A 20,775-nucleotide genomic window follows, 5' to 3' on the forward strand; every position below is an offset into this window, starting at 1 on the left:
GCGCCAGACATCACGGCGTTAGAAGGCAATATGGCGGTGAATGAGTTAACAAGCGGTGACTTCACGGAAGCAAATGAGCCCTTTTCCCTTTTCGGCACATGGCTGAAAGACGCGGAAGGCAGCGAGATCAACGACCCGAATGCCGTGGCGCTGGCGACCGTCGACCCCGACGGGTTGCCGAATGTGCGCATGGTTCTGCTCAAGGATTTCGACGAGCGCGGCTTCGTCTTCTACACCAATTTCGAAAGCCAGAAGGGCCGCGAAATTCTCGGCGCCCGCAAGGCCGCCATGTGTTTCCACTGGAAATCGCTCCGGCGCCAGGTACGGCTGCGCGGGCCTGTCGAAATCGTCTCGGAGGCCGAGGCGGACGAATATTTCAAGTCGCGACCGCGCGGCAGCCGCATCGGCGCCTGGGCTTCGAAACAGTCCCGTCCGCTCGAAAGCCGCTTCGCGTTGGAAAAAGCGGTTGCCGAATACACGGCCCGCCATGCGCTTGGCGAAATCCCCCGTCCGGAATACTGGTCCGGCTTTCGCATCCGCCCGACCTCGATCGAGTTCTGGCACGACCGGCCATTCCGACTGCACGACCGCCTGGAGTTCCGTCGCGAGACACCGGAAGGTGGCTGGGAAAAGGTGCGGATGTACCCATGATGGACGCGGTAGGCGGCGGCTGGAGCATTTCCAGGAAAAGTGTGCAGCGGTTTTCCGCCCGGAAATGCGCAAAAGTGAGAAGCTTGAGCGCTTCCGTTTCGTCTAAAGCGGAAAGATTCTAGCTTCGACCGAGCCGAAATGGAATGCCCGAGGCGAGCGCCGAAACGTAACGGGCACGCTGGAAATGGCCGTTAAGTGAAATGCGCGGCAAGGCGTCTAGCGGCGTCGCCGCCGCGACCGTGCCCGGCATGGTGGTGACCGCAACCGTAAAGCCGAGATCGGCTGCAAGCCTTTGATCGCGCGGCGAGACAGCCGGGCGATCCCCATAGGGATAGGCAAAGCTGCGCGGCCTTTGGCCGACAATGGCTTCGACGCGGGCGGCGGATGCCTCGATCTCCTGGCTTGCCTGTTCATCACCGAGCCGCGCGACGGCGCGGTGGCTTATGGTGTGCGCCCCGAGGCTGGCGAGCGGGTTTTCAATCAGGAGACGGAGACCGGCTTCGTCGAGCGTCAGCGTTTTGGTGATAGCCAACGCATCGATCCCATGTTCCAGCGCCGCCGCGTCGAGCTCGGCAACCGAAACAATTTCCTCGCGACTGTGGATGTAGGCGGCCATACGGCCAAATATCGCGTGCTTGTCGGCGCTACTTTCAGCCTTGAGTACCTCCACGCCGCTACCGAAATCAAACCGGAACTGCGTGGTTGCCGAGAGCAGATCGGCCAGCGTTTCCCACCAGAGCGTATGGGTGCGGTCGACGAACCCGCCGGTCACGAAAACGGTGAACGGCACGCCGTGCCGCGTAAAGACCGGCTGGGCATGGTCGAGATTGTTGCGATACCCGTCGTCGAGGGTGAAGCAGGCGAAGGGCGCTGCACCCTCGTCGGCAAGCGCCGTCGGCAAATCGTCGAGCGCAATGAAGCGATAGCCGTCCCGCTTCAGCCGGGTGATGGCCCTATCGAGAAACTCCGGGGTGATTTCGAGATGGGCGTTCGGATCAAAGGCCCGGGCAACCCGCGGGCGGACGTGATGCAGGGTGAAAATAGCGCCGCGCCGACGGGCATCAGGCATCAGGCCAGCGCGGCTTAGACCGTGCGCCAACTCAAGCCCACCGGCGATTGCCGCGCGCCGCGCCCTCGTCCTGATGCTTGCCGTGATCCCACCCGCCATATCAGTCCATTCAAATCAGCCTGTATCGATCACTGCAGAACTCCTTGCGCCTCGGTCGATTTACGGAGAAGATCGTCTGGAGGGTTTCAAGCGTTACAGTGTCCCTGGCGCGCCAGACCTGGTGCACCACCATGGAGGTTAATGGCGGGAGCGTTAAACCTTGCTGAAGGACGTCGGCGTTAATTTCTGGTTTACCACCCCGACGAAAGTCGCAGGAAGAAATCGCATTCTGCCTCAAAGTTGCAGCAAAGACACGGCCTTGTCACAAAAAGGCACAGCGCGCCTGTCCGACGGCGCATTTCGATGGGGACTGACATGAAAGCTATCCGCCGCCTCCTTTTGGCGATGTGCGCTCTCGCTCTGGGGTCTGCGACGGCGTTTGCCGGCAGCGCTTCGTTGGTGCTCGATGCGCGCACGGGCAAAGTCCTGTCGTCGGAGAATGCGGACACGCTGAACCACCCGGCATCGCTCACCAAGATGATGACGCTGTACCTCACCTTCGAGGCGCTCCGGCGCGGCGACATGAACTGGGACAGCAAGATCAAGGTATCGAGGGCGGCGGCGGCCCAGCCGCCGATGAAACTGGGCCTGAAGCCGGGTAGCACGATCACCGTGCGCGAAGCAGTCTATGCCATGATCGTCCGCTCGGCGAACGACGCAGCCGCCGCGATGAGCGAAAGGCTCGGCGGTTCGGAGCAGAACTTCGCCAGGAAAATGACGGCCAAGGCGCGCCAACTGGGCATGAGCCGCACCGTCTTCATCAACGCATCCGGCCTGCCCGCAAGCAGGCAGGTGACCACCGCACGCGATATGTCGACGCTCGCGGTGGCGCTGATACGCGATTACCCCAGGGAATACCGGCTGTTTGCCACGCCGAGCTTCACGTTTCGCGGTCGCAAGATTCGCGGCCATAACAACCTGATGTACCGCTATGACGGCATGGACGGCATCAAGACCGGCTACACCAATGCCTCCGGCTTCAATCTCGTCAGTGCCGTCAGGGACGGCAACCGCCGCGTCATCGGCGTGGTGATGGGCGGGCGCACGGCGCGCAGCCGCGACGACAAGATGGCGGCATTGCTCAACCGCCATGTCGGCAAAGCCTCCAATGGCCGCCAGTTGGTGGCCGCTGCCAAGACGCGGAGTGCTGCTGCAGCTGAGGTCGAGGTCGCATCTGCCGCCACGATGTCGGACGTGCCGCTGCCCTTCACGGCAGCCCATCGTGCCAAGGGCGACAGCGTTGCGGCATTGATCGCCGCGTCATCCACGACGGTCGTGCCGGCCGAACGGCCGACGGCCATGGTCGAAGAGGAAAACGCCGCTGTCGTTCCAGCCGCCGGCCGCTGGCAGATCCAGATCTCGGCGGCACCTTCGGCTGAAGCGGCCCGCGCGCTTCTGGCACAGGCGCAAGCAGCCGGAGGCGACATGCTGGCGGAGGCGTCTCCCTATACGGAAGCGGTGGGCGAAGGCGCCGGCACCATCTATCGCGCCCGCTTCGTCGGCTTCAGCAGCCGTGATGCTGCCGCTTCCGCCTGCAGCGCGCTGAAGAAGCGCTCCTACGACTGCGTGCTGCTGCCCTCGCGAGGCTAAGGGAGCCATCGGCCTTAGGCCTGCGTGCCGCCGACGGTGATCTGGTCCATGCGCAGATGCGGCTGGCCGACGCCGACCGGCAACCATTGCCCGGCCTTGCCGCAGTTGCCGATGCCGGTGTCGAGCTTGGTGTCGTTGCCAACCATCGTCACGCGCTTCATCGCGTCGGGGCCATTGCCGATCAGCATCGCGCCCTTGACCGGCGCGCCGATCTTGCCGTTCTCGATCATGTAGGCCTCGGTGCAGCCGAAGACGAACTTGCCGGAGGTGATGTCCACCTGGCCACCACCGAAGGAGACGGCATAGATGCCCTTCTTCACCGAGGCGATGATTTCCTCGGGCGTCCGGTCGCCGGACAGCATGTAGGTGTTGGTCATGCGCGGCATCGGCACATGGGCATAACCCTGGCGCCGGCCGTTGCCGGTCGGCTGCATGCCCATCAGCCGGGCGTTCTGCCGGTCCTGCATGTAGCCAACGAGCTTGCCGTCCTCGATCAACACGTTGTAGCCCGATGGCGTGCCCTCATCATCGATCGAGATCGAGCCACGCCGGGCCTCGATCGTACCGTCATCGACGACTGTCACACCCTTGGCAGCAACCTGCTCGCCGAGCAGGCCGGCAAAAGCGGAGGTCTTCTTGCGGTTGAAGTCGCCTTCAAGGCCGTGGCCGACGGCTTCGTGCAGCATCACACCCGGCCAACCCGAGGCCAACACCACGTCCAGGGTACCGGCCGGCGCATCGATCGCGTCGAGATTGACGAGCGCCTGGCGTAGTGCCTCGTCGGCACCCTTCTTCCAGTTCTCCTCGGTGATGAAGTCGCCGAAGCCGCGGCGTCCGCCGATGCCGTAGGAGCCGCTTTCCTGACGGTCGCCATCGCCGGCAACCACGGAGATGTTGATGCGCGTCATCGGCCTGATGTCCTGAACCCGGTGGCCATCGGCGCGCAGGATATCGACCAGCTGCCAGCTTGCGGCGATCGAGGCCGTCACCTGCCTGACCTTGGGATCGCGTGCACGCAGATAGGCGTCGATTTCCTGCAGAAGCGCGACCTTCGCCTCAAAGCTCGGCTCGCCGATCGGGTTTTCGTCGCCATAGAGCTTCGTGTTGGTGCGTTGCGGCGCTGCGGCATAGGAGCCGGCATAACCGCGCGTCACCTGGCCGACTGCATCGGCGGCACGGCGAAGTGCTGCCAGCGACAGCTCACCGGCATGGGCATAGCCGACCGATTCGCCGGCGACCGCACGCAGACCAAAACCCTGGTCGGTGTTGAAGCTGCCGCCCTTCAGCCGGCCGTTGTCGAAGGAGAGCACTTCGGCCTGGGCATGTTCGAGAAACAGCTCACCATCGTCGGCGCCGGCAAGCGTCTCCGACAGAACCTTGCGGATCGCTGCCTCGTCGGCATCGAAGAGGCTCATCAGATCGGTGTTCATAGTCGTGCGCTCCCGCGTCATAAGTTCGATGGCCTCCATTTAGGAAGGCGAGCGGTTCAAGCCAAGAAAAATATCGATCAGGAGAGCGAAGCGTTCCAGCCATCGAGGCGTTCGATGCGCTCGACCCCGGCGAAGCGGGCGACGCGTTCGAGTTCTGCATCTATGCGCTCCATGCGCCCAGAGGACGGCTTGACGCCACGCTCCAGCCAGAGCCGGCGCACATCGAGACTGCCGCGCTTGCGGTCGGCCTTCATGTCGATGCGGCCGATCAGGCGATCGCCTTCGATCAGCGGGAAGACATAGTAGCCGTATTCCCGCTTCGGCTCAGGCACGAAGATCTCGATGCGATAGAAGAAGCCGAACAGCCGCTCGGTGCGATTGCGGTCGCGCAGCAACGGATCGAACGGGCTCAGCACGCGCACGCGGCCCGGCGGGTCGGGAATATCGCCAAGCTCGTCAGGAAAACCCGCAAGCGCATAGGACGACCGTGGCTTGCCGCCGTCGATCGGCTCGATCGACACGTCGATCAGTTCGTCGCGATGTTCCGCCACCCAGGCCTTCGCTTCGTCCGGAGAGACCAGATCCCAGAACGCGGCGATTTCGCCGTGGGTGGCAAAGCCCAAGCGTTCAAGGGCGCTGCGGCAGGCCCAGTCTATGAACTCGTGATGCTCCACCTCGCCATCCTGGTGGTGCGGCGGGATCACCCGCTCTGTCAGGTCGTAGACCTTCTGGAAATTCTCGCGCCTGGCGATCGCCAGCTTGCCGGTGCGCCACAGCACCTCAAGCGCAGTCTTCGACGGATGCCAGTTCCACCAGCCGCCGGACTCGTGTTCGGCCTCCTTGAGGTCGCGGGCAAGCACGGGACCGCCCTTGGCGATGCGCTCGTAGGTTTCGTCGCAGCCTTTTTCAAATCCCTCGCCGCGCCACTTGCTCCAACGGTCGACGATGGTCTCGCCTTCCCATTTGAAGCGGTGCTTCCAGTAGCGGTAGAAGCTGCTGGGGATGATCGAAGCGTCATGGGTCCAGTGCTCGAACAGTTCGCGGTCGTCTTCAAGCAGCGATGTCAAATGTTCGCGGCGATAGGTCTGGTTGCGCGAGAACAGGATCTGATGATGGGCGCGTTCCACCGTCGCGATGCTGTCAACCTGAACGAAGCCGATGTCATGGATCAGCTTCAGTAGGCCATCCTTGCCGAGCGCGCGGTGCGGCGCGCCGGAAAGGCCCTGCTTTGCGAGGAAGATGCGCCGGGCATCGCTATTGGAGAGCCGAATCGTCATGGGAGAAAGAGTAGGCTTTTATTCCCATATTTCAAACGGAACCTTGGCGCAAAGCGCATTGCCCTTGTCCGCCGACTTGGCCTATAGAGCAACCGCAAACCGCGAGGGACGGGATGGACATCCGCTTTACCGATTGCTCGGTCCGCTTCGGCGAACGGGTGGCGCTGCAGCCGCTGACGCTGACGATCACCGAAAGGCGTGTCGGCATTATCGGCCTCAATGGCTCCGGTAAGACAACCTTCGCGCGGCTGATCAACGGTCTAGTCAAACCTTCTGCCGGCAGCGTCACCGTCAATGGCCTCGATACGGTCAAGGACGAGCGCGCCGTGCTTTCCGAAGCCGGCTTCATCTTCCAGAATCCGCAGCACCAGCTGATCATGCCCGTCGTTGCCGATGACATCGGCTTCGGCCTGAAGAACCGCGGCCTCAAAGGCGAGGAAATCGACAAGCGGACGCAAGCGGTGCTGTCGCGCTTCGGCGTCGAGCACCTGGCGCGGCGCCGGGTTCACGAACTCTCCGGCGGCGAGACCCAGCTGATCGCCATGGCCAGCGTCGTCGTCACCGATCCCAAAATCCTGATCCTCGACGAGCCGACCAACCAGCTCGACCTACGCAACCGGCGGCGCGTCGCCGACACGATCGCGACACTTGACGAAGACACGCTGGTCATCACCCACGACCTGCCGCTGGTCGAAAATGTCGAGCGCCTGCTGCTCTTCCACGAAGGACGGCTTGCCGCCGATGGCGCGCCGCAGGAAACGATCCGCCACTACCACGAGATCGCCGGATGCTGACGAGCCTGCACATCGAGGGCAACAGCTGGCTGCACCGGCTGCCGGTGCGTGCGAAGCTTTTGGCACTGGTGGCGCTCAGCATCCTGCTTTTCCTCACCAGCTCGCTCGTCGTGCAGCTGATCGCCTTTGTGATTTCCGGCGGGCTCTATCTCTCGGTCGGCCTTTCCTGGCGCGAAGCGCTGAAACGCGTCGGCTTCGTCTTCTTCACGATCTTCTTTCTCGCGGCCGTGAACCTCTTCCTTCTCCCCTTGAACGAAGTCGCCGTCTTGACCCTGCGCCTGATGGCCCTGGTGCTTTTCGCCGCTGCCGTGACCGCAACGACGACGATCGGCGGCTTCATGGACGAGATCACGGTGCTGCTGACGCCCTTCGAACGCCTGGGCTGGGTGCGCGCTGCCGATGTCAGCCTGGCGCTTGGGCTCGTCCTGCGCTTTGTGCCAGACATTTTCACGCGCTATCAGGCCATTCGCGAAGCACACCGGGCGCGTGGGCTGCCGGTGCGACCGTTGACGATCATCGGACCACTGATCATCCTGACGCTCAAAGATGCGGATACGATCGCCGCGGCGATTGACGCGCGTGGTTTTCGCCGTCAATAAATTCGCGCATCCTAATAAGCAAGGAACCGGAACAGCATGAACACCAGAGATCTCGTCCTTATCGCCCTCTTTGCCGCGATCGTCGTCGTGCTCGGCCTCATTCCGCCGATCACGCTCGGCTTCATTCCCGTGCCGATCACCGCGCAGTCCATGGGCGTGATGCTCGCCGGCTGCATTCTCGGCGCCAAGCGCGGCGCTTTCGCCTTCCTGCTCTTCATTCTGCTCGTCGCCATTGGTCTGCCGGTGCTATCAGGCGGTCGTGGCGGTCTCGCCGTCTTTGCCGGCCCGTCTGGCGGCTTCATTCTCGGCTGGGTCGTTGCCACCTTCGTCACCGGCCTGATCGCGCAGCGCTTCGTCCGGGAAGGCCAGGCTGAACTGCACCAGTTCGTCGGCTTCTTCCTCGCCTCGGTAATCGGCGGCATCGTCGTGCTCTATGCGATCGGCATGCCCTGGGTATCGGCCGTCACCGGCACGCCGCTGCTCGCGGTTGCCACCGGTTCGCTCGCATTCCTTCCCGGCGACCTGCTGAAGGCCGCCATCGCGACGCTTGCCGCACGCGCCGTCTTCGCCGGCTATCCGCTGCTGCCGGTTCGCGCCTGAACCGATGCCGTTTGCCGCCGCCATTGCGCGCCACGCGGAACAAATCCCGCAAGTCCCGGCCTTCCGCATGGAAGGCCGGGTTTTCACATTCCGGGAGCTTGCGCTTTGCGCCGGCCAGCTCGTTTCCGCGTTCGGGAGATTGACGGCAGACACCGGGAATAAAAACGTCCTGCCCGCCACCACAAAGCTGATCGCACTGGAGATCGGCAACCATCCCCTTTTCGCTGCCGCATTCGTCGCCGCAACATCAGGCGGGCATTGCGTTGTTTTGATCGACCCACATCTGCCGGAGACAACGCGGGCGGCAATGCGTGAGCAATTGCGCCCCGACATCACGGTTCGCGCCGACGGCGAGGGGCTGCGGCTCGATGCGACCGCTTCCGGTCAAAGCCTGCTTTTCGCCGCCGGTTCAGACGAAGACATGACGCCGATCGCCATCGGCGCCGATGACGAGCCGTTTCTCGTCGTCTTCACTTCCGGTACCACGGGCATGCCGAAAGCGATCGTGCGCGATCGCGGGTCATGGCGGCGCAGCCTGAAGATGGGCCAGGATTTTTTTGGCATTAACAGCGACACGCGCACCTTCGCCCCCGGCCCGCTCGCCCATGGGCTGACGCTCTATGCGTTCGCCGAAACGCTTGTTGCCGGCGCCGAATTCGTCGGCATGGCGCATTTCGATGCGGCGCGTGCGTCCGAGACCATCGCCTCGCAGGATGTCAGACGGCTCGTGCTGGTACCGACGATGCTGAGGCGGCTCTGCGCATCGCCTTCCCATGCGGCATTGGCGTCGGTGCAGAAGATCACCGTTGCCGGCGCCAAGCTGACACCCGCCGATCGCGCAGCCGCTGCGACACCGTTTTCGCAAGCTGACATCGTCGAGTATTACGGAGCATCCGAACTCGGCTTCATCAGCGTTGCCGGTCCCGGCGACACAGCATCGGCGACCGCCGTCGGACGCGCCTTTCCCGGTGTCGGCCTAATCGTGCTCGACGAGAGCGAAAAGCCGCTACCGTCAGGCGAAGCCGGCACGATCTTCGTCAACAGCGACCTGATTTCGAGCGGCTATATCGGCACCGGAGATGGTGCGGGCCTCAGGCGTGTCGGCAGGCTCGCAACCGTCGGCGACCTCGGATTCCTTAGTGCCGACGGCACGCTGCATCTCGTCGGGCGCTCCGGCGGCATGGTGCTTTCCGGCGGCAACAACATCTATCCGCAGGAGGTCGAGGCGACGCTTGTCGGGCATGCCGATGTGCATGCGGCGTTCGTTCTCGGACTGGACCATCCCGATCTCGGCAGCGAACTCGTCGCCGTCATCGAGCCGAATGGTGCAACAATCGACCGAGCGGCGCTCGACCGTCATCTCGACAGCCATCTGCCGCGCTATAAACATCCACGACGGATCTGGCTTTGCCATACCTTACCGATGACGCAATCTGGTAAGGTGGCCGCCGGGACTCTCAAGCAATGGATTGTGGACGGACATGACGCCCTTGAGCCCTTCGTCTGACCCATCGCGCACACCGGTGATCGTGGCGGCCCTGCGTACGCCTGTTGGGCGCGTGCGCGGCGTGCTCGCGGAGGTCGAGCCGGCACGGCTCGCTGCGCCGTTGATCACCCGCATCCTCGCCGATGTCGGCCTGGCGGCGGAGGCGCTCGATGACGTCATCCTCGGCAATGCCGCCAACTGCGCCGGCAACCTTGGACGGCTGGCGGCACTTGAGGCCGGACTTCCGGTATCGACACCCGGCCTGACCATTGACCGGCAGTGCGGCGCCGGGCTCGAGGCCATCACCCTTGCCGCCCGTCTCATCCAGTCGGGCGCCGGTCGCTTCTACCTTGCCGGCGGCACCGAAAGCGCCAGTCGCGCCCATATTCGCCTGAGGCCGCCGACGACCCCTGGCGAAGAGCCTCAACCGATCAAGCGTTCGCGCATGGCACCGGACGAGATCGGTGACCCTGACATGGGCGTTGCCGCCGAAAACGTCGCCACAGCCTGCAGCATTTCCCGCGAAAGACAGGATGCGTTTGCGCTCGAAAGCCAGCGACGCGCCGTCGCCGCCCAGGGCGCGGGCCGGTTTACGCGCGAGATCGTACCGATCGAAACGACTGCGGGGATCGTCGAGGCCGACGAATGCCCGCGCGCCAATGCATCGCTCGAAACCCTGCAGCGGCTGAAACCCGTCTTCGTCCAGGACGGCACGGTGACCGCCGGAAATGCCTGCCCGATCAACGACGGCGCAGCGATGGTTCTGGTGACCAGCCTTGCCGAAGCGCGACGCCTGGGGCTTTCCTTTGCGCTCGAATTCATCGATGCGACGACCGCCGGTGTGCATCCCGATCTGCTCGGGCTCGGCCCGGTGCCGGCGATGGAAAAACTGAAAGCGCGCAATCCGGCGCTTGATGTCGATGCGATTGATTTCATCGAATTCAACGAGGCCTTCGCCTCGCAGGTGCTCGGCAGCCTAGATCAACTCGATATTTCGCCGGAACGGGTCAATCTCGACGGCGGTGCCATCGCCCTCGGCCATCCCTATGGCGCATCCGGCGCGATCCTCGTGGTGCGGCTGTTCACGCAGATGCTGGCAGTCCCGCGCGAAACGCAGGCACTGGCGATGATGGGCATCGGCGGCGGCATGGGCGGCGTCGCGCTGTTCCGCAGCCTGCGGCCTACCGAATAGGTTCGTGATGGTTCAGAGAATGTAGCTGCCGAGCCATTCGCGCGTTGCGGCCGGCACCGGCAGCGGCGTGTGCCGTTCGCGATCGACGGCAACCCAGACAATCTCGAGTTCTGCCGCAAGCTGGCCGGCCGCCTCGACGCGCACGGCAAAGCTCACCGAGCTTCCGCCGATCTTGGCGACAGTAACGATGAAGCGCGCCGGCTCGTCATAGCGCAGGCCGCGATGGAAGACACAGGCCGAGCGGCGAACGAGATAGGCAGGCTCATGGACGACCGACGGCCGGTGCCGCCAGAGTTGGGAAAGTGCCGCTTCGGCATGGGCATAGTAGGCGGCATTGTGCATGTGGCCATGCATGTCTATATCGCGAAACGGAATGCGGATTTCCGTGACGTTTTCCCGCTCCCTGCCGTCCATGCGAGGTCCTCTTAGAATGCGCTCCACCCTCGTTAGCCAGTTCGGCGATCCGCGACAAGTGATTGCGCTCGTCGATGCCGAGCGAATCCCGCCGGGGCACGGCGGGGTCGAGATCGCGCTCTCCCTGTCGGCCATCAATCCCTCCGACCTCATTCCCGTCACCGGCGCCTATAGTGCCCGGACGACCCTGCCCTTCGTGCCCGGCTTCGAGGGCGTCGGCACCGTCAGCCGCATCGGCGCTGGCGTTACGACCTTGAAGCCCGGCGATCGCGTGATCCCGATCGGCGCAAGCGGCCTTTGGCAGCAATATCTGGTACGGCCGGCCGAATGGTGCTTTGCCGTGCCTGACGATATCGACGACCGCCAGGCGGCCACCAGCTACGTCAACCCGCTGACGACGATCCGGCTCATCGAAGCGCTCAAGTCCCATTTCGGATCGGTGAACGGCCAGAGAATCGGCGTGACCGCAGCGGGTTCGGCCATCGGCGGCATGCTGCTGAAGCTCATGTCGGGCGAAGGCGCAAAACCGATAGGGATCGTGCGCAGCCAACGCAGCGCCGAGCGGCTTGCGTCCGACACACCCGGCAAAATCGTCATCGCCGATAAAGGGCATATCCCTTCGGGCCTTGCCTTCGACGCCATTGTCGACGCGGTCGGCGGCCCGTTTGCCGGCGAGCTCATCGGCCAGACGCTCCAGCTCGGCGCCGCATTCATCCAGTATGGCGCGCTTAGCGGTGTGCCCGTGCCGATACCGGCAATCCAGGCTCGGCCGGATGTACGCTTCTCCTTTCTGTGGCTGAGAACCTGGGTGCACGCCGCCGGTCGGCCAGCGATCGAAGCGGCTTTTGCGCAGAGTTTTGCCGGTCTGCGCACCGGGCTTTTCTCAAGCCGGATTGCGCAAACCTACCCGCTCAGTTGCCTGGATGAGGCCTTGGCGCATCAGGCGGATCCTCGCCGCGACGGCAAGCTGCTGCTTGATACGCGCTGTTGAAAATCAGTGCTTTCGCTTGGGCGCGCCATGGACGTTGGCAGGTTGGAGCACTAGTTTCGGCGCATGACCACGCTGCTCTATGAAAATCCGATCTTCCTGGAACACGAGGTTCCGGAAGGTCACCCTGAAAGGCCGGACCGGCTGAAAGCGCTGAACCTTGCGCTCGAGCACCCGAATTTCGCCGACCTCAAGCGCATAAAGGCGACGAAGGCGAGCGAAGACCTGGTGCTGCTCGCCCATCCGGAGGAGCATCTGCGCACCGTCAAGCGCGCCATCCCCGAAGAGGGCATCGCCAATCTGGAAGCTGACACCTATGCCAGCCCGTTCAGCCTCGAGGCGGCATTGACCGGCATCGGCGGTGCGGTTGAGGCGGTCGATGCAGTTTTCACGGGCAAGGCCGACAACGCTTTCGTCGCGGCGCGTCCGCCCGGCCACCACGCCGAGAAGAACAAGGCCATGGGCTTCTGCTTCTTCAACACCGTCGCGATTGCCGCCCGCCACGCACAGGTGGCGCATGGGGCAGAGCGCGTGGCGATCGTCGACTGGGACGTGCACCACGGCAACGGCACTCAGGACATCTTCTGGGACGATCCGTCGGTGCTTTTCTGCTCCACTCATCAGATGCCGCTTTATCCCGGCACCGGGGCCAAGGACGAAACCGGCGTGAAAGGCAACATCGTCAACGCGCCGCTCTCGCCCAATGCCGGCAGCGAGCATTTTCGCGAGGCGTTCCGCTCTCGTGTGCTGTCGGCGCTGACGAACTTCCGGCCGGATTTCATCCTGATCTCGGCCGGCTTCGATGCCCACTACCGCGATCCGCTGGCGCAGATCAACCTTGTCGCCGAGGACTTCGACTGGGCGACGGGCCGCCTGCACGAGATCGCCGACCGCAGCGCCGGCAACCGCATGGTCAGCCTGCTCGAGGGCGGCTATGACCTGCAGGGACTGGCCGAGTCGGCCGGCATGCATATTTTGAGATTGATGAGAGGGTAACCATGACCACCACGACGCAACCGGACGTTTCGGCCCTCTCCTTCGAGCAAGCCGTCGAAGAGCTGGAGCGCATCGTCTCGGCACTGGAACGCGGCGACGTCGCGCTCGACAAGTCGATCGAGATCTATGAGCGCGGCGAAGCGCTGAAGAAGCACTGCGAGGCGCTGTTGAAGGCTGCCGAAGACCGGATCGAAAAAATCAGGCTCGACCGTGCCGGCAAGCCGCAGGGCGTGGAACCGCTCGACGCGGAGTAAACGACGGGGGATTGGTCAACGTCCGGAAACGCTGCGTCTTCGCCTAGCGCCTACCCGCAACGTGCGTTAGGCGCTAGGCTCAGACCATACGAACAACGGGAGCGTGCACCATGTCCTTCTTTCCAGGCCCCGACCCGCTCGCCGGCGACAAGCCCGCCTGCGACGCCATCGAACACCTGATCATCCCGCGCACCAGCGACATCGGCGGATTGCAGGTTCGCCGCGCACTACCGACAGCGAAGCGGCGGCTTGTCGGGCCGTTCATCTTCTTCGACCGGATGGGACCGGCGCTGTTGCGTGCCGGCGAGGCGATCGACGTTCGGCCGCATCCGCATATCGGCCTTTCGACCGTGACCTATCTGTTCGACGGCGAAATCAAGCATCGCGACAGCCTCGGCACCGAAATGGTCATCCGCCCCGGCGACGTGAACCTGATGACCGCCGGCCGCGGCATCGTTCACTCCGAGCGTTCACCGGAAAACCAGCGCGGGCATGAACGCTCGGTTTCCGGGTTGCAGACCTGGCTGGCGCTCCCCGACCACAAGGAAGAGATCGACCCGATCTTCGACCATACCGAACGGCACATGCTGCCGCAGCTCAATGACGGCGGCATAGATGCCCGGGTGGTGATCGGCAGCTTCGAAGGGCAGAAGTCGCCGGTCTCGGTCTTTACCGACACGATCTATGTCGACCTCAACATCGCGCCCGGCAAAAGCGCGCCGTTTGCCGCCAATTGGGAAGAGCGTGCGATCTATATCCTCTCAGGCGAAGCGATCATCGCCGGCGACCACTTCGCCGACAATCAGCTGTTGGTCTTCCGGCCTGGCGACGAAATCACCGTCACCGCCGGTCCGCTCGGCTGTCATGTCATGCTGTTCGGCGGCGCAGCACTCGGCTCGGCCCGCCACATCTGGTGGAATTTCGTGTCATCGTCAAAGGACCGCATCGAGAAGGCCAAGGAAGAATGGCGCACCGGCCGCTTCGACATCGTGCCCGGCGACGAGGAGGAATTCGTGCCCCTTCCCACCGGTTGAGGGCATCGAACAACCGCGACCGCTTGCCGCTTCCAGTTGCCGCATGCTTCCTTAAATCGATTTCGATTCAGGGAATCATACGGTAGTGTCTAGGACAACGACGCAGGAAAGCCTAATTTTGCATTCAGCAACAATTGCGTCTAAAGAGCCGCTTTAACGGTACCACCAACTATCGCGCACCCGATCCGTGCGGTGCGCATGAGGCATGCAGCGTGACACAACTGCCAACGAACCCGATGCCGGCAACCCCCTTGCTCGACAAGGTGACCTTTCCCGACGATCTGAAGAAGATCGACGACAAGGATCTGCCGCAGCTTGCCGGCGAAGTTCGTGCAGAGATGATCGATGCGGTCTCGCGTACCGGTGGCCATCTCGGCGCGGGCCTCGGCGTCGTCGAGCTGACGATCGCCATCCACAAGATATTCAACACGCCGCATGACCGGCTGATCTTCGACGTCGGCCATCAGTGCTACCCGCACAAGATTCTGACCGGCCGTCGCGATCGCATCCGCACCTTGCGCCAGGAAGGCGGCCTGTCCGGCTTCACCCGTCGCGCCGAAAGCGAATACGACCCCTTCGGTGCCGCGCACTCCTCGACGTCGATTTCCGCCGGCCTCGGCATGGCTGTCGCCGCCGACCTCGACGGCAAGAACCGCAATGTCATCGCCATCATCGGCGACGGTGCGCTTTCGGCCGGCATGGCCTATGAAGCGCTCAACAATGCGGGCGCGCTCGATGCCCGCCTGATCGTCATCCTCAACGACAACGACATGTCGATCGCGCCACCGACCGGCGCGATGAGCGCCTATCTGGCGCGCCTCGCTTCCGGCCGCACCTACATGGGCATCCGCGAAGTCGGCAAGAAACTGACGGCCTATCTCGGCAAGACGGTCGACCGGGCGATCACCCGCGCGGTCGAGCATGCCCGCGGCTACGTCACCGGCGGCACGCTGTTCGAGGAAATGGGCTTCTATCATATCGGCCCGATCGACGGTCACTCGTTCGAGCACCTGCTGCCGGTACTGCGCAACGTTCGCGACAACGCCAAGGGGCCGGTGCTGATCCATGTGGTGACGCAGAAGGGCAAGGGCTATCCGCCCGCCGAAGCCGCTGCCGACAAGTATCACGGCGTCAACAAGTTCGACGTCATCACCGGCGCGCAGGCCAAGGCAAAGCCGAACGCGCCCGCCTACACCTCGGTCTTCGCCGAAGCCCTGACGCAGGAAGCCAGTTTCGACGACAAGATCGTTGCGGTCACCGCCGCCATGCCATCCGGCACCGGGCTCGACAAGTTCGCCCTCGCCCACCCCAAGCGCTGCTTCGACGTCGGAATCGCCGAACAGCACGCGGTGACCTTTGCGGCCGGTCTGGCATCTGAAGGCTACAAGCCGTTTGCCGCACTTTATTCCACCTTCCTGCAGCGCGGCTACGACCAGGTGGTCCACGACGTGGCGATCCAGGGCCTGCCTGTGCGTTTTCCGATCGACCGCGCCGGTTTCGTCGGCGCCGACGGGCCTACCCATGCCGGCTCCTTCGACACGACCTATCTCGCGACCCTGCCCGGCTTCGTCGTCATGGCAGCCGCCGACGAGGCAGAGCTGAAGCACATGGTGCGGACCGCTGTCGCCTATGATGCCGGCCCGATCTCGTTCCGCTATCCGCGCGGCGAAGGCGTGGGCGTCGAAATGCCGGAGCGCGGCCAGATCCTTGAAATCGGCAAGGGCCGCGTGGTCAAGCAAGGCTCCAAGGTGGCGCTGCTTTCCTTCGGCACGCGCCTTGCCGACTGTTTGTTGGCCGCCGAAGATCTCGACGCGGCGGGTCTTTCGACGACGGTTGCCGACGCGCGCTTTGCCAAGCCACTCGACCACGACCTCATCCGCCAGCTTGCCCGCCATCACGAAGTGCTTGTGACCATCGAGGAAGGCGCAGTCGGCGGTTTTGCCAGCCACGTGCTGCAGTTCCTCGCAGAAGACGGCCTGCTCGACGGTGGCCTGAAGGTGCGCCCGATGGTGATGCCTGACATCTGGATGGAGCAGGCAAAGCCCGAAGCGATGTATGCCTTGGCCGGCCTCGACCGCGCCGGCATCGTTTCTACGGTGTTCAAGGCACTCGGCCAGAAGCAGGATATCGGCATCGGCGCTGCCGGCTAAGGCTACGCGATCGAAGGCAGTCCGAAACACCAAAGCCCCGGCGATGAACCGGGGCTTTTGCTTTCTTGTGTGTCGTGGCGACGATCAGAATTCCTGCCAATCGTCCTGCGCCACCGCCGCATTGCCGTAAGACACGGGGCGGGCGGCACTCGCCGAGCGTATCGGTGCAGATGGCGCCGCCATAGTGGTGCCATGGTGCGCAGATCGCTTGGGGCGGTCATGCTGTTCGTGCGGCCCGGCAGCGTGAAGCGGGCGATGAGCTCGCGCAGACGGCCGGCCTCGCTGGCGAGCTGGGCGCTGGCGGCATTGGCCTCTTCGACCATCGCCGCGTTCTTCTGCGTCACCTGGTCCATCTGGTTGACGGCGGTGTTGACTTCGCTGAGCCCCACCGACTGTTCGCGCGCCGAGATGGCGATCGCGTCCATGTGCTGGTTGATGGTGGCCACATGGCCGCCAATCGCCTTCAGCGCCTCGCCGGTATCGCGCACCAGCTTGACCCCGCCTTCGACCTCGACGCTGGAATTGCGGATAAGCTCCTTGATCTCCTTGGCGGCCTTTGCCGAGCGCTGGGCCAGCTCGCGCACCTCCTGGGCAACGACCGCAAAGCCTTTGCCGGCCTCGCCCGCCCGCGCCGCTTCGACACCGGCATTGAGCGCCAGGAGGTTGGTTTGAAAGGCGATCTCGTCGATAACGCCGATGATGTTGGAGATCTGGCCGGAGGAGCTTTCGATCCGGCGCATCGCTTCCACGGCACTCGCCACCACGACGCCGGATTTGGCAGCGCTTGAATTCGCCTCTCCGGCCACGATGCGCGCCTTTTCGGCCCGCCGCGTCGAGCTCGTGACGTTGGCGGTGATCTCGTCGAGGGCCGCCGCGGTCTGTTCCAGCGATGCGGCCTGCTGCTCCGTGCGCCGCGACAGGTCGTCAGCACTTTCGCTTATTTCGCGTGATGTGATTACTTCCCTGTCTCCTTGGGGGTTTTATCACCACGTCTTACCCGCTCTGCCGAGCAGCCGTGCAGCGAGGGGGCTTGCCAATAGGCCGCCAACCCTCCATGAGAAACACATGTCAGAAGAACGCCAGAATGAAGAACACAAGAACAGAGTCCGCCTGGACCAGCTGCTGCTCAACACAGGACTGGTGGCTAGCCGTGCCCGTGCCCGCGACGCGATCCAGCGCGGCACCGTCAAGGTCGACGGCCGCACGGTCACCAAGCCGTCGTTGGCCTTTGCCGAGAGCGTGACCATCACCATCGATGACCCGGCGCAGGACTATGTTTCGCGCGCAGCGCTGAAGCTTGCCGCAGCGCTCGATCATTTCGCGCTCGATCCGACCGGTGAAAGCTGCGTCGATATCGGCGCCTCCACCGGCGGTTTCACCGAGGTGCTGTTGAAGCGCGGTGCCGATCACGTGGTTGCCATCGATGTCGGTCATGGCCAGATCCATCCGCGGATCTCGGGCGATCCGCGCGTCACCAGCATCGAGGGCCTCAACGCCCGGGCGATGACCGAGGACGACATCGACAACCGTGAAGTGACCTTCATCGTTTCCGACGTCTCCTTCATTTCGCTGAAGCTCGCCTTGCCGCCGGCACTCGAGATGGCGCTTCGCGGTGCGCACTGCATCCTGCTGGTCAAGCCGCAATTCGAGGCCGGTCGCGATGCGATCAGCAAGGCCGGACTGCTGAAGGATCCCGACAGCGCGCCGGCGGTTGCCGCCGAACTCGAGCGCTGGCTGGTCGAAGACATGGGCTGGCAGAGCCTCGGGCTGATCCCCTCGCCGATATCAGGCGGCGACGGCAACGTCGAGTTCCTGCTGGCCGGGAAAAAGCCATGAGCACGCAGACCCTGACCATCGCCCGTCTCGGCGCGCAGGGCGACGGCATTGCCGAAACCGAGGCTGGTCCGGTCTATGCGCCCTTCACGCTGCCGGGCGAGAGCGCGGCCCTTGCGGTCAACAAGTCTCAGGGCACGCTGATCTCGCTGCGCGAAGCATCGCCTGACCGGGTCGAACCGCACTGTCGCCACTTCGGCCCGGACGGTCAGAACGGCACCTGCGGCGGCTGCACGTTGCAGCACGCGGCCGACGGCCTCTACCAGACCTTCAAGCGCGACCTGGTGATCAACGCCTTGAAGTCGAAGGGATTGAAGCCTGATGTCGCGCCGCTGATAACAGCCCAACCCGGCGAGCGCCGCCGCGCCGTGTTCACGGCGCGCAAGACCGAAAAAGACCTGCTCCTCGGCTTCAACCAGGCGGAAAGCCACCACATCGTGGCGATTTCGGAATGTCCCGTCACGAGCCCGGGCATCGTCTCGCGGCTCGCCACCATCGGCAAGATCGGCGCGGCCATGGCCGTCAACGCCGAACCGTTCCGCATCACCGTTCTCGAAACGCTTTCCGGTCTCGACCTTTCGGTCGACGGCATCAAGGGATTTGGCGATCGCGAGCGCCGGCGCACCGTCGAGACGGTTCTCGGAGAACGCGGCATTGCCCGCGTCAGCCTCAATGGTGAGATCATCGTCGAGCCGACGAAGCCGGTGATCGAATTCGGCGGCGTCTCCGTCTCGCCGCCGCCCGGCGGCTTCACCCAGGCAACGCTTGCCGCTGAAGAGGCGATGGCAGCACTGGTGCTCGATCATATCGGCAAGGCAAAGCGGGTTGCGGACCTCTTTGCCGGCAGCGGCACATTCGCCCTGCGCATCGCCCGCAAGGCCCGCGTGCACGCGGTCGAAGGCGAGGACAAGGCGCTGAAGGCGCTCGACTTCTCCGCCCGCAACACGCAAGGGCTGAAGCCGGTGACGATCGAGAAGCGCGATCTCTTCCGCCGCCCGCTCATGGCGCAGGAACTGAAGGTTTACGATGCCATCGTCTTCGACCCGCCACGCGCGGGCGCGGACGTGCAGTGTCAGGAAATCGCCCGCTCCGGCGTCAAGAAGATCGTCGCCGTCTCCTGCAATCCGACAACGCTTGCCCGCGATCTCGCGATCCTCGTTGCTGCCGGCTACCGCATCACGTCGGTCACGCCGATCGACCAGTTCCTCTGGTCGGCCCATGTCGAGGCAGTCGCAACGCTCGAGAAATAGAAAAAGGCCCGGATGTCCGGGCCCTTTCTCATCGTTCAGACCGATGCACCCGACCTATGCCGCCCGCCGACGCGACGTTGGTGTCGGCGCATAGGCGCTCTGGGTATTGCCGAGGTTGAACTGGGCCAGAAGCGCATTGAGCGAAGCGGCTTCCGAAGCCAGGCCATGGCTTGCCGCCATCTGCTCTTCCACCATTGCCGCGTTCTGCTGCGTGCCCTGGTCCATGGTGTTGACTGCCGTGTTGATCTCCTGAAGGCCGGTCGACTGTTCGCGCGTCGATCTCCTGCACTTCGGCAACGATCGTCTCCAGCGCCTTGCCGGTGTCGCCGACCAGCGTCACGCCGCTGCGCACCTGGTTGCCCGAGGTGGTGATCAGCGCCTTGATCTCCTTGGCGGCATTGGCCGAACGCTGTGCCAGTTCACGCACTTCCTGGGCAACGACGGCAAAGCCCTTGCCGGCATCACCGGCACGGGCCGCCTCGACGCCGGCATTCAGCGCCAGCAGGTTGGTCTGGAAGGCGATGTCGTCGATGACGCCGATGATGTTGGAGATTTCGCCCGACGATTTTTCGATCGCATGCATCGCCTCGACGGCGTTGGCAACGACCTCGCCGGACTTTTCGGCACCGGCCCGGGTGCGGGCGACCAGCACGCCGACTTCCTCCGCCCGGCGGGCAGAATCCTTGACCGTGGTGGTGATCTCTTCAAGCGCAGCTGCCGTCTCTTCGACCGAGGCTGCCTGCTGCTCGGTGCGGCGGGCCAGATCGTCGGCGGCCGAACGGATTTCCGTCGCACCGGCGTCGATGCCGCGGGCATTGGCACCAACGGCGCAGAGCGTGTCGTGCAGCTTGGCGACCGAGTTGTTGAAGTCGGCGCGCAGACGATCGAGACGATCGGCAAACGGATTGTCGATGCGGTAGGCGAGATCGCCGTCGGCCAGGCGGCCGAGACCGCTTGCCAGGCCATCGACGGCCTGCTGCACTTCGGCAGCATCACGGGCATCGCGAGCCTGGCGTTCCAGGCGCTCGCGCTCCGACAGTGAACGGTTGGCGTCGGCCTCGTCTTCGAG

At 64.0% G+C, this 20,775-nt stretch carries 18 protein-coding genes and 2 pseudogenes; 14 read left to right on the plus strand and 6 right to left on the minus strand.

Features of this window, described 5'->3' with window-relative positions; all coding sequences use genetic code 11:
• Positions 1-30 precede the first annotated feature (30 nt).
• Complete coding sequence (gene pdxH / locus ASD03_RS02635; RefSeq protein ID WP_025426162.1) at positions 31-651, plus strand: pyridoxamine 5'-phosphate oxidase; 621 nt, start codon at positions 31-33, stop codon at positions 649-651.
• A gap of 118 nt (positions 652-769) precedes the next feature.
• Here pdxH and ASD03_RS02640 read toward each other — a convergent pair whose 3' ends face one another.
• The gene (locus ASD03_RS02640; RefSeq protein WP_025426161.1) at positions 770-1,819 is read right to left on the minus strand and encodes a polysaccharide deacetylase family protein; all 1,050 of its coding nucleotides are present in this window, start codon (positions 1,817-1,819) and stop codon (positions 770-772) included.
• A gap of 324 nt (positions 1,820-2,143) precedes the next feature.
• Between ASD03_RS02640 and ASD03_RS02645 the strand changes: the two genes are divergently transcribed.
• Complete coding sequence (locus ASD03_RS02645) at positions 2,144-3,409, plus strand: D-alanyl-D-alanine carboxypeptidase family protein (RefSeq protein WP_025426160.1); 1,266 nt, start codon at positions 2,144-2,146, stop codon at positions 3,407-3,409.
• Positions 3,410-3,423: 14 nt separating this feature from the next.
• Here ASD03_RS02645 and tldD read toward each other — a convergent pair whose 3' ends face one another.
• Positions 3,424-4,839 (minus strand): metalloprotease TldD, encoded by a 1,416-nt coding sequence (gene tldD / locus ASD03_RS02650; RefSeq protein WP_057211534.1) that lies wholly within the window; start codon positions 4,837-4,839, stop codon positions 3,424-3,426.
• A 77-nt stretch (positions 4,840-4,916) separates the two neighbouring features.
• Positions 4,917-6,116 carry a winged helix-turn-helix domain-containing protein gene (locus ASD03_RS02655; protein WP_025426158.1) on the minus strand — a complete coding sequence of 400 codons (1,200 nt, stop codon included), beginning with the start codon at positions 6,114-6,116 and terminating at the stop codon, positions 4,917-4,919.
• 113 nt (positions 6,117-6,229) lie between these two features.
• Between ASD03_RS02655 and ASD03_RS02660 the strand changes: the two genes are divergently transcribed.
• Genes ASD03_RS02660 through ASD03_RS02680 form a run of 5 tightly spaced genes read left to right on the plus strand, consistent with a single transcriptional unit; the run spans position 6,230 to position 10,787 of the window.
• Positions 6,230-6,910, plus strand: coding sequence for an ABC transporter ATP-binding protein (locus ASD03_RS02660; protein ID WP_025426157.1), 681 nt, complete (start codon positions 6,230-6,232; stop codon positions 6,908-6,910).
• A complete protein-coding gene (locus tag ASD03_RS02665) occupies positions 6,904-7,509 on the plus strand; it encodes an energy-coupling factor transporter transmembrane protein EcfT (protein ID WP_025426156.1) in 606 nt (201 codons plus the stop codon). The genes ASD03_RS02660 and ASD03_RS02665 overlap by 7 nt, the downstream gene beginning before the upstream one ends.
• Before the next feature lie 36 nt (positions 7,510-7,545).
• On the plus strand, positions 7,546-8,109 hold the full coding sequence (locus ASD03_RS02670; RefSeq protein WP_025426155.1) for a biotin transporter BioY: 564 nt from the start codon (positions 7,546-7,548) through the stop codon (positions 8,107-8,109).
• Between the two features lie 4 nt (positions 8,110-8,113).
• Entirely contained in the window at positions 8,114-9,616 is a 1,503-nt protein-coding gene (locus ASD03_RS02675) for a class I adenylate-forming enzyme family protein (protein ID WP_025426154.1), read from the plus strand.
• Complete coding sequence (locus ASD03_RS02680) at positions 9,600-10,787, plus strand: thiolase family protein (RefSeq protein ID WP_025426153.1); 1,188 nt, start codon at positions 9,600-9,602, stop codon at positions 10,785-10,787. The genes ASD03_RS02675 and ASD03_RS02680 overlap by 17 nt, the downstream gene beginning before the upstream one ends.
• A 12-nt stretch (positions 10,788-10,799) precedes the next feature.
• Here the strand turns inward: ASD03_RS02680 and ASD03_RS02685 are convergent, their stop codons facing one another.
• Positions 10,800-11,201 carry a thioesterase family protein gene (locus tag ASD03_RS02685; RefSeq protein ID WP_025426152.1) on the minus strand — a complete coding sequence of 134 codons (402 nt, stop codon included), beginning with the start codon at positions 11,199-11,201 and terminating at the stop codon, positions 10,800-10,802.
• 16 nt (positions 11,202-11,217) lie between these two features.
• On the opposite strand from ASD03_RS02685, the gene ASD03_RS02690 reads away from it, so the two are divergent.
• The 5 genes from ASD03_RS02690 (at position 11,218) to dxs (ending at position 16,623) form a co-directional block, all read left to right on the plus strand.
• Complete coding sequence (locus ASD03_RS02690; RefSeq protein WP_025426151.1) at positions 11,218-12,192, plus strand: zinc-dependent alcohol dehydrogenase family protein; 975 nt, start codon at positions 11,218-11,220, stop codon at positions 12,190-12,192.
• A gap of 63 nt (positions 12,193-12,255) precedes the next feature.
• Positions 12,256-13,185 (plus strand): histone deacetylase family protein, encoded by a 930-nt coding sequence (locus ASD03_RS02695; RefSeq protein WP_025426150.1) that lies wholly within the window; start codon positions 12,256-12,258, stop codon positions 13,183-13,185.
• Between the two features lie 2 nt (positions 13,186-13,187).
• Entirely contained in the window at positions 13,188-13,439 is a 252-nt protein-coding gene (locus ASD03_RS02700) for an exodeoxyribonuclease VII small subunit (protein ID WP_025426149.1), read from the plus strand.
• Between the two features lie 110 nt (positions 13,440-13,549).
• Positions 13,550-14,473: a pirin family protein gene (locus tag ASD03_RS02705; RefSeq protein WP_025426148.1), complete on the plus strand. Its 924-nt coding sequence runs from the start codon at positions 13,550-13,552 to the stop codon at positions 14,471-14,473.
• A gap of 236 nt (positions 14,474-14,709) precedes the next feature.
• Positions 14,710-16,623, plus strand: a complete 1,914-nt coding sequence (dxs, locus tag ASD03_RS02710) for a 1-deoxy-D-xylulose-5-phosphate synthase (RefSeq protein WP_057212459.1) — start codon at positions 14,710-14,712, stop codon at positions 16,621-16,623.
• A 2-nt stretch (positions 16,624-16,625) separates the two neighbouring features.
• On the opposite strand, the pseudogene ASD03_RS02715 reads toward dxs, so the two are convergent.
• A pseudogene (locus ASD03_RS02715) lies at positions 16,626-17,573 on the minus strand (methyl-accepting chemotaxis protein); the annotation flags it as partial.
• Positions 17,574-17,688: 115 nt separating this feature from the next.
• On the opposite strand from ASD03_RS02715, the gene ASD03_RS02720 reads away from it, so the two are divergent.
• Together ASD03_RS02720 and ASD03_RS02725 are read left to right on the plus strand one after the other, a co-directional pair.
• Positions 17,689-18,459, plus strand: coding sequence for a TlyA family RNA methyltransferase (locus tag ASD03_RS02720; protein WP_025426145.1), 771 nt, complete (start codon positions 17,689-17,691; stop codon positions 18,457-18,459).
• On the plus strand, positions 18,456-19,706 hold the full coding sequence (locus ASD03_RS02725) for a class I SAM-dependent RNA methyltransferase (RefSeq protein WP_025426144.1): 1,251 nt from the start codon (positions 18,456-18,458) through the stop codon (positions 19,704-19,706). The genes ASD03_RS02720 and ASD03_RS02725 overlap by 4 nt, the downstream gene beginning before the upstream one ends.
• A 54-nt stretch (positions 19,707-19,760) precedes the next feature.
• Here ASD03_RS02725 and mcpU read toward each other — a convergent pair.
• Positions 19,761-20,775 (minus strand): annotated as a pseudogene (mcpU, locus tag ASD03_RS40270) (methyl-accepting chemotaxis protein McpU); the annotation flags it as partial.

Origin of the sequence: Ensifer sp. Root127 (genome assembly GCF_001425225.1) — a bacterium.
Lineage (GTDB): Bacteria > Pseudomonadota > Alphaproteobacteria > Rhizobiales > Rhizobiaceae > Ensifer > Ensifer canadensis.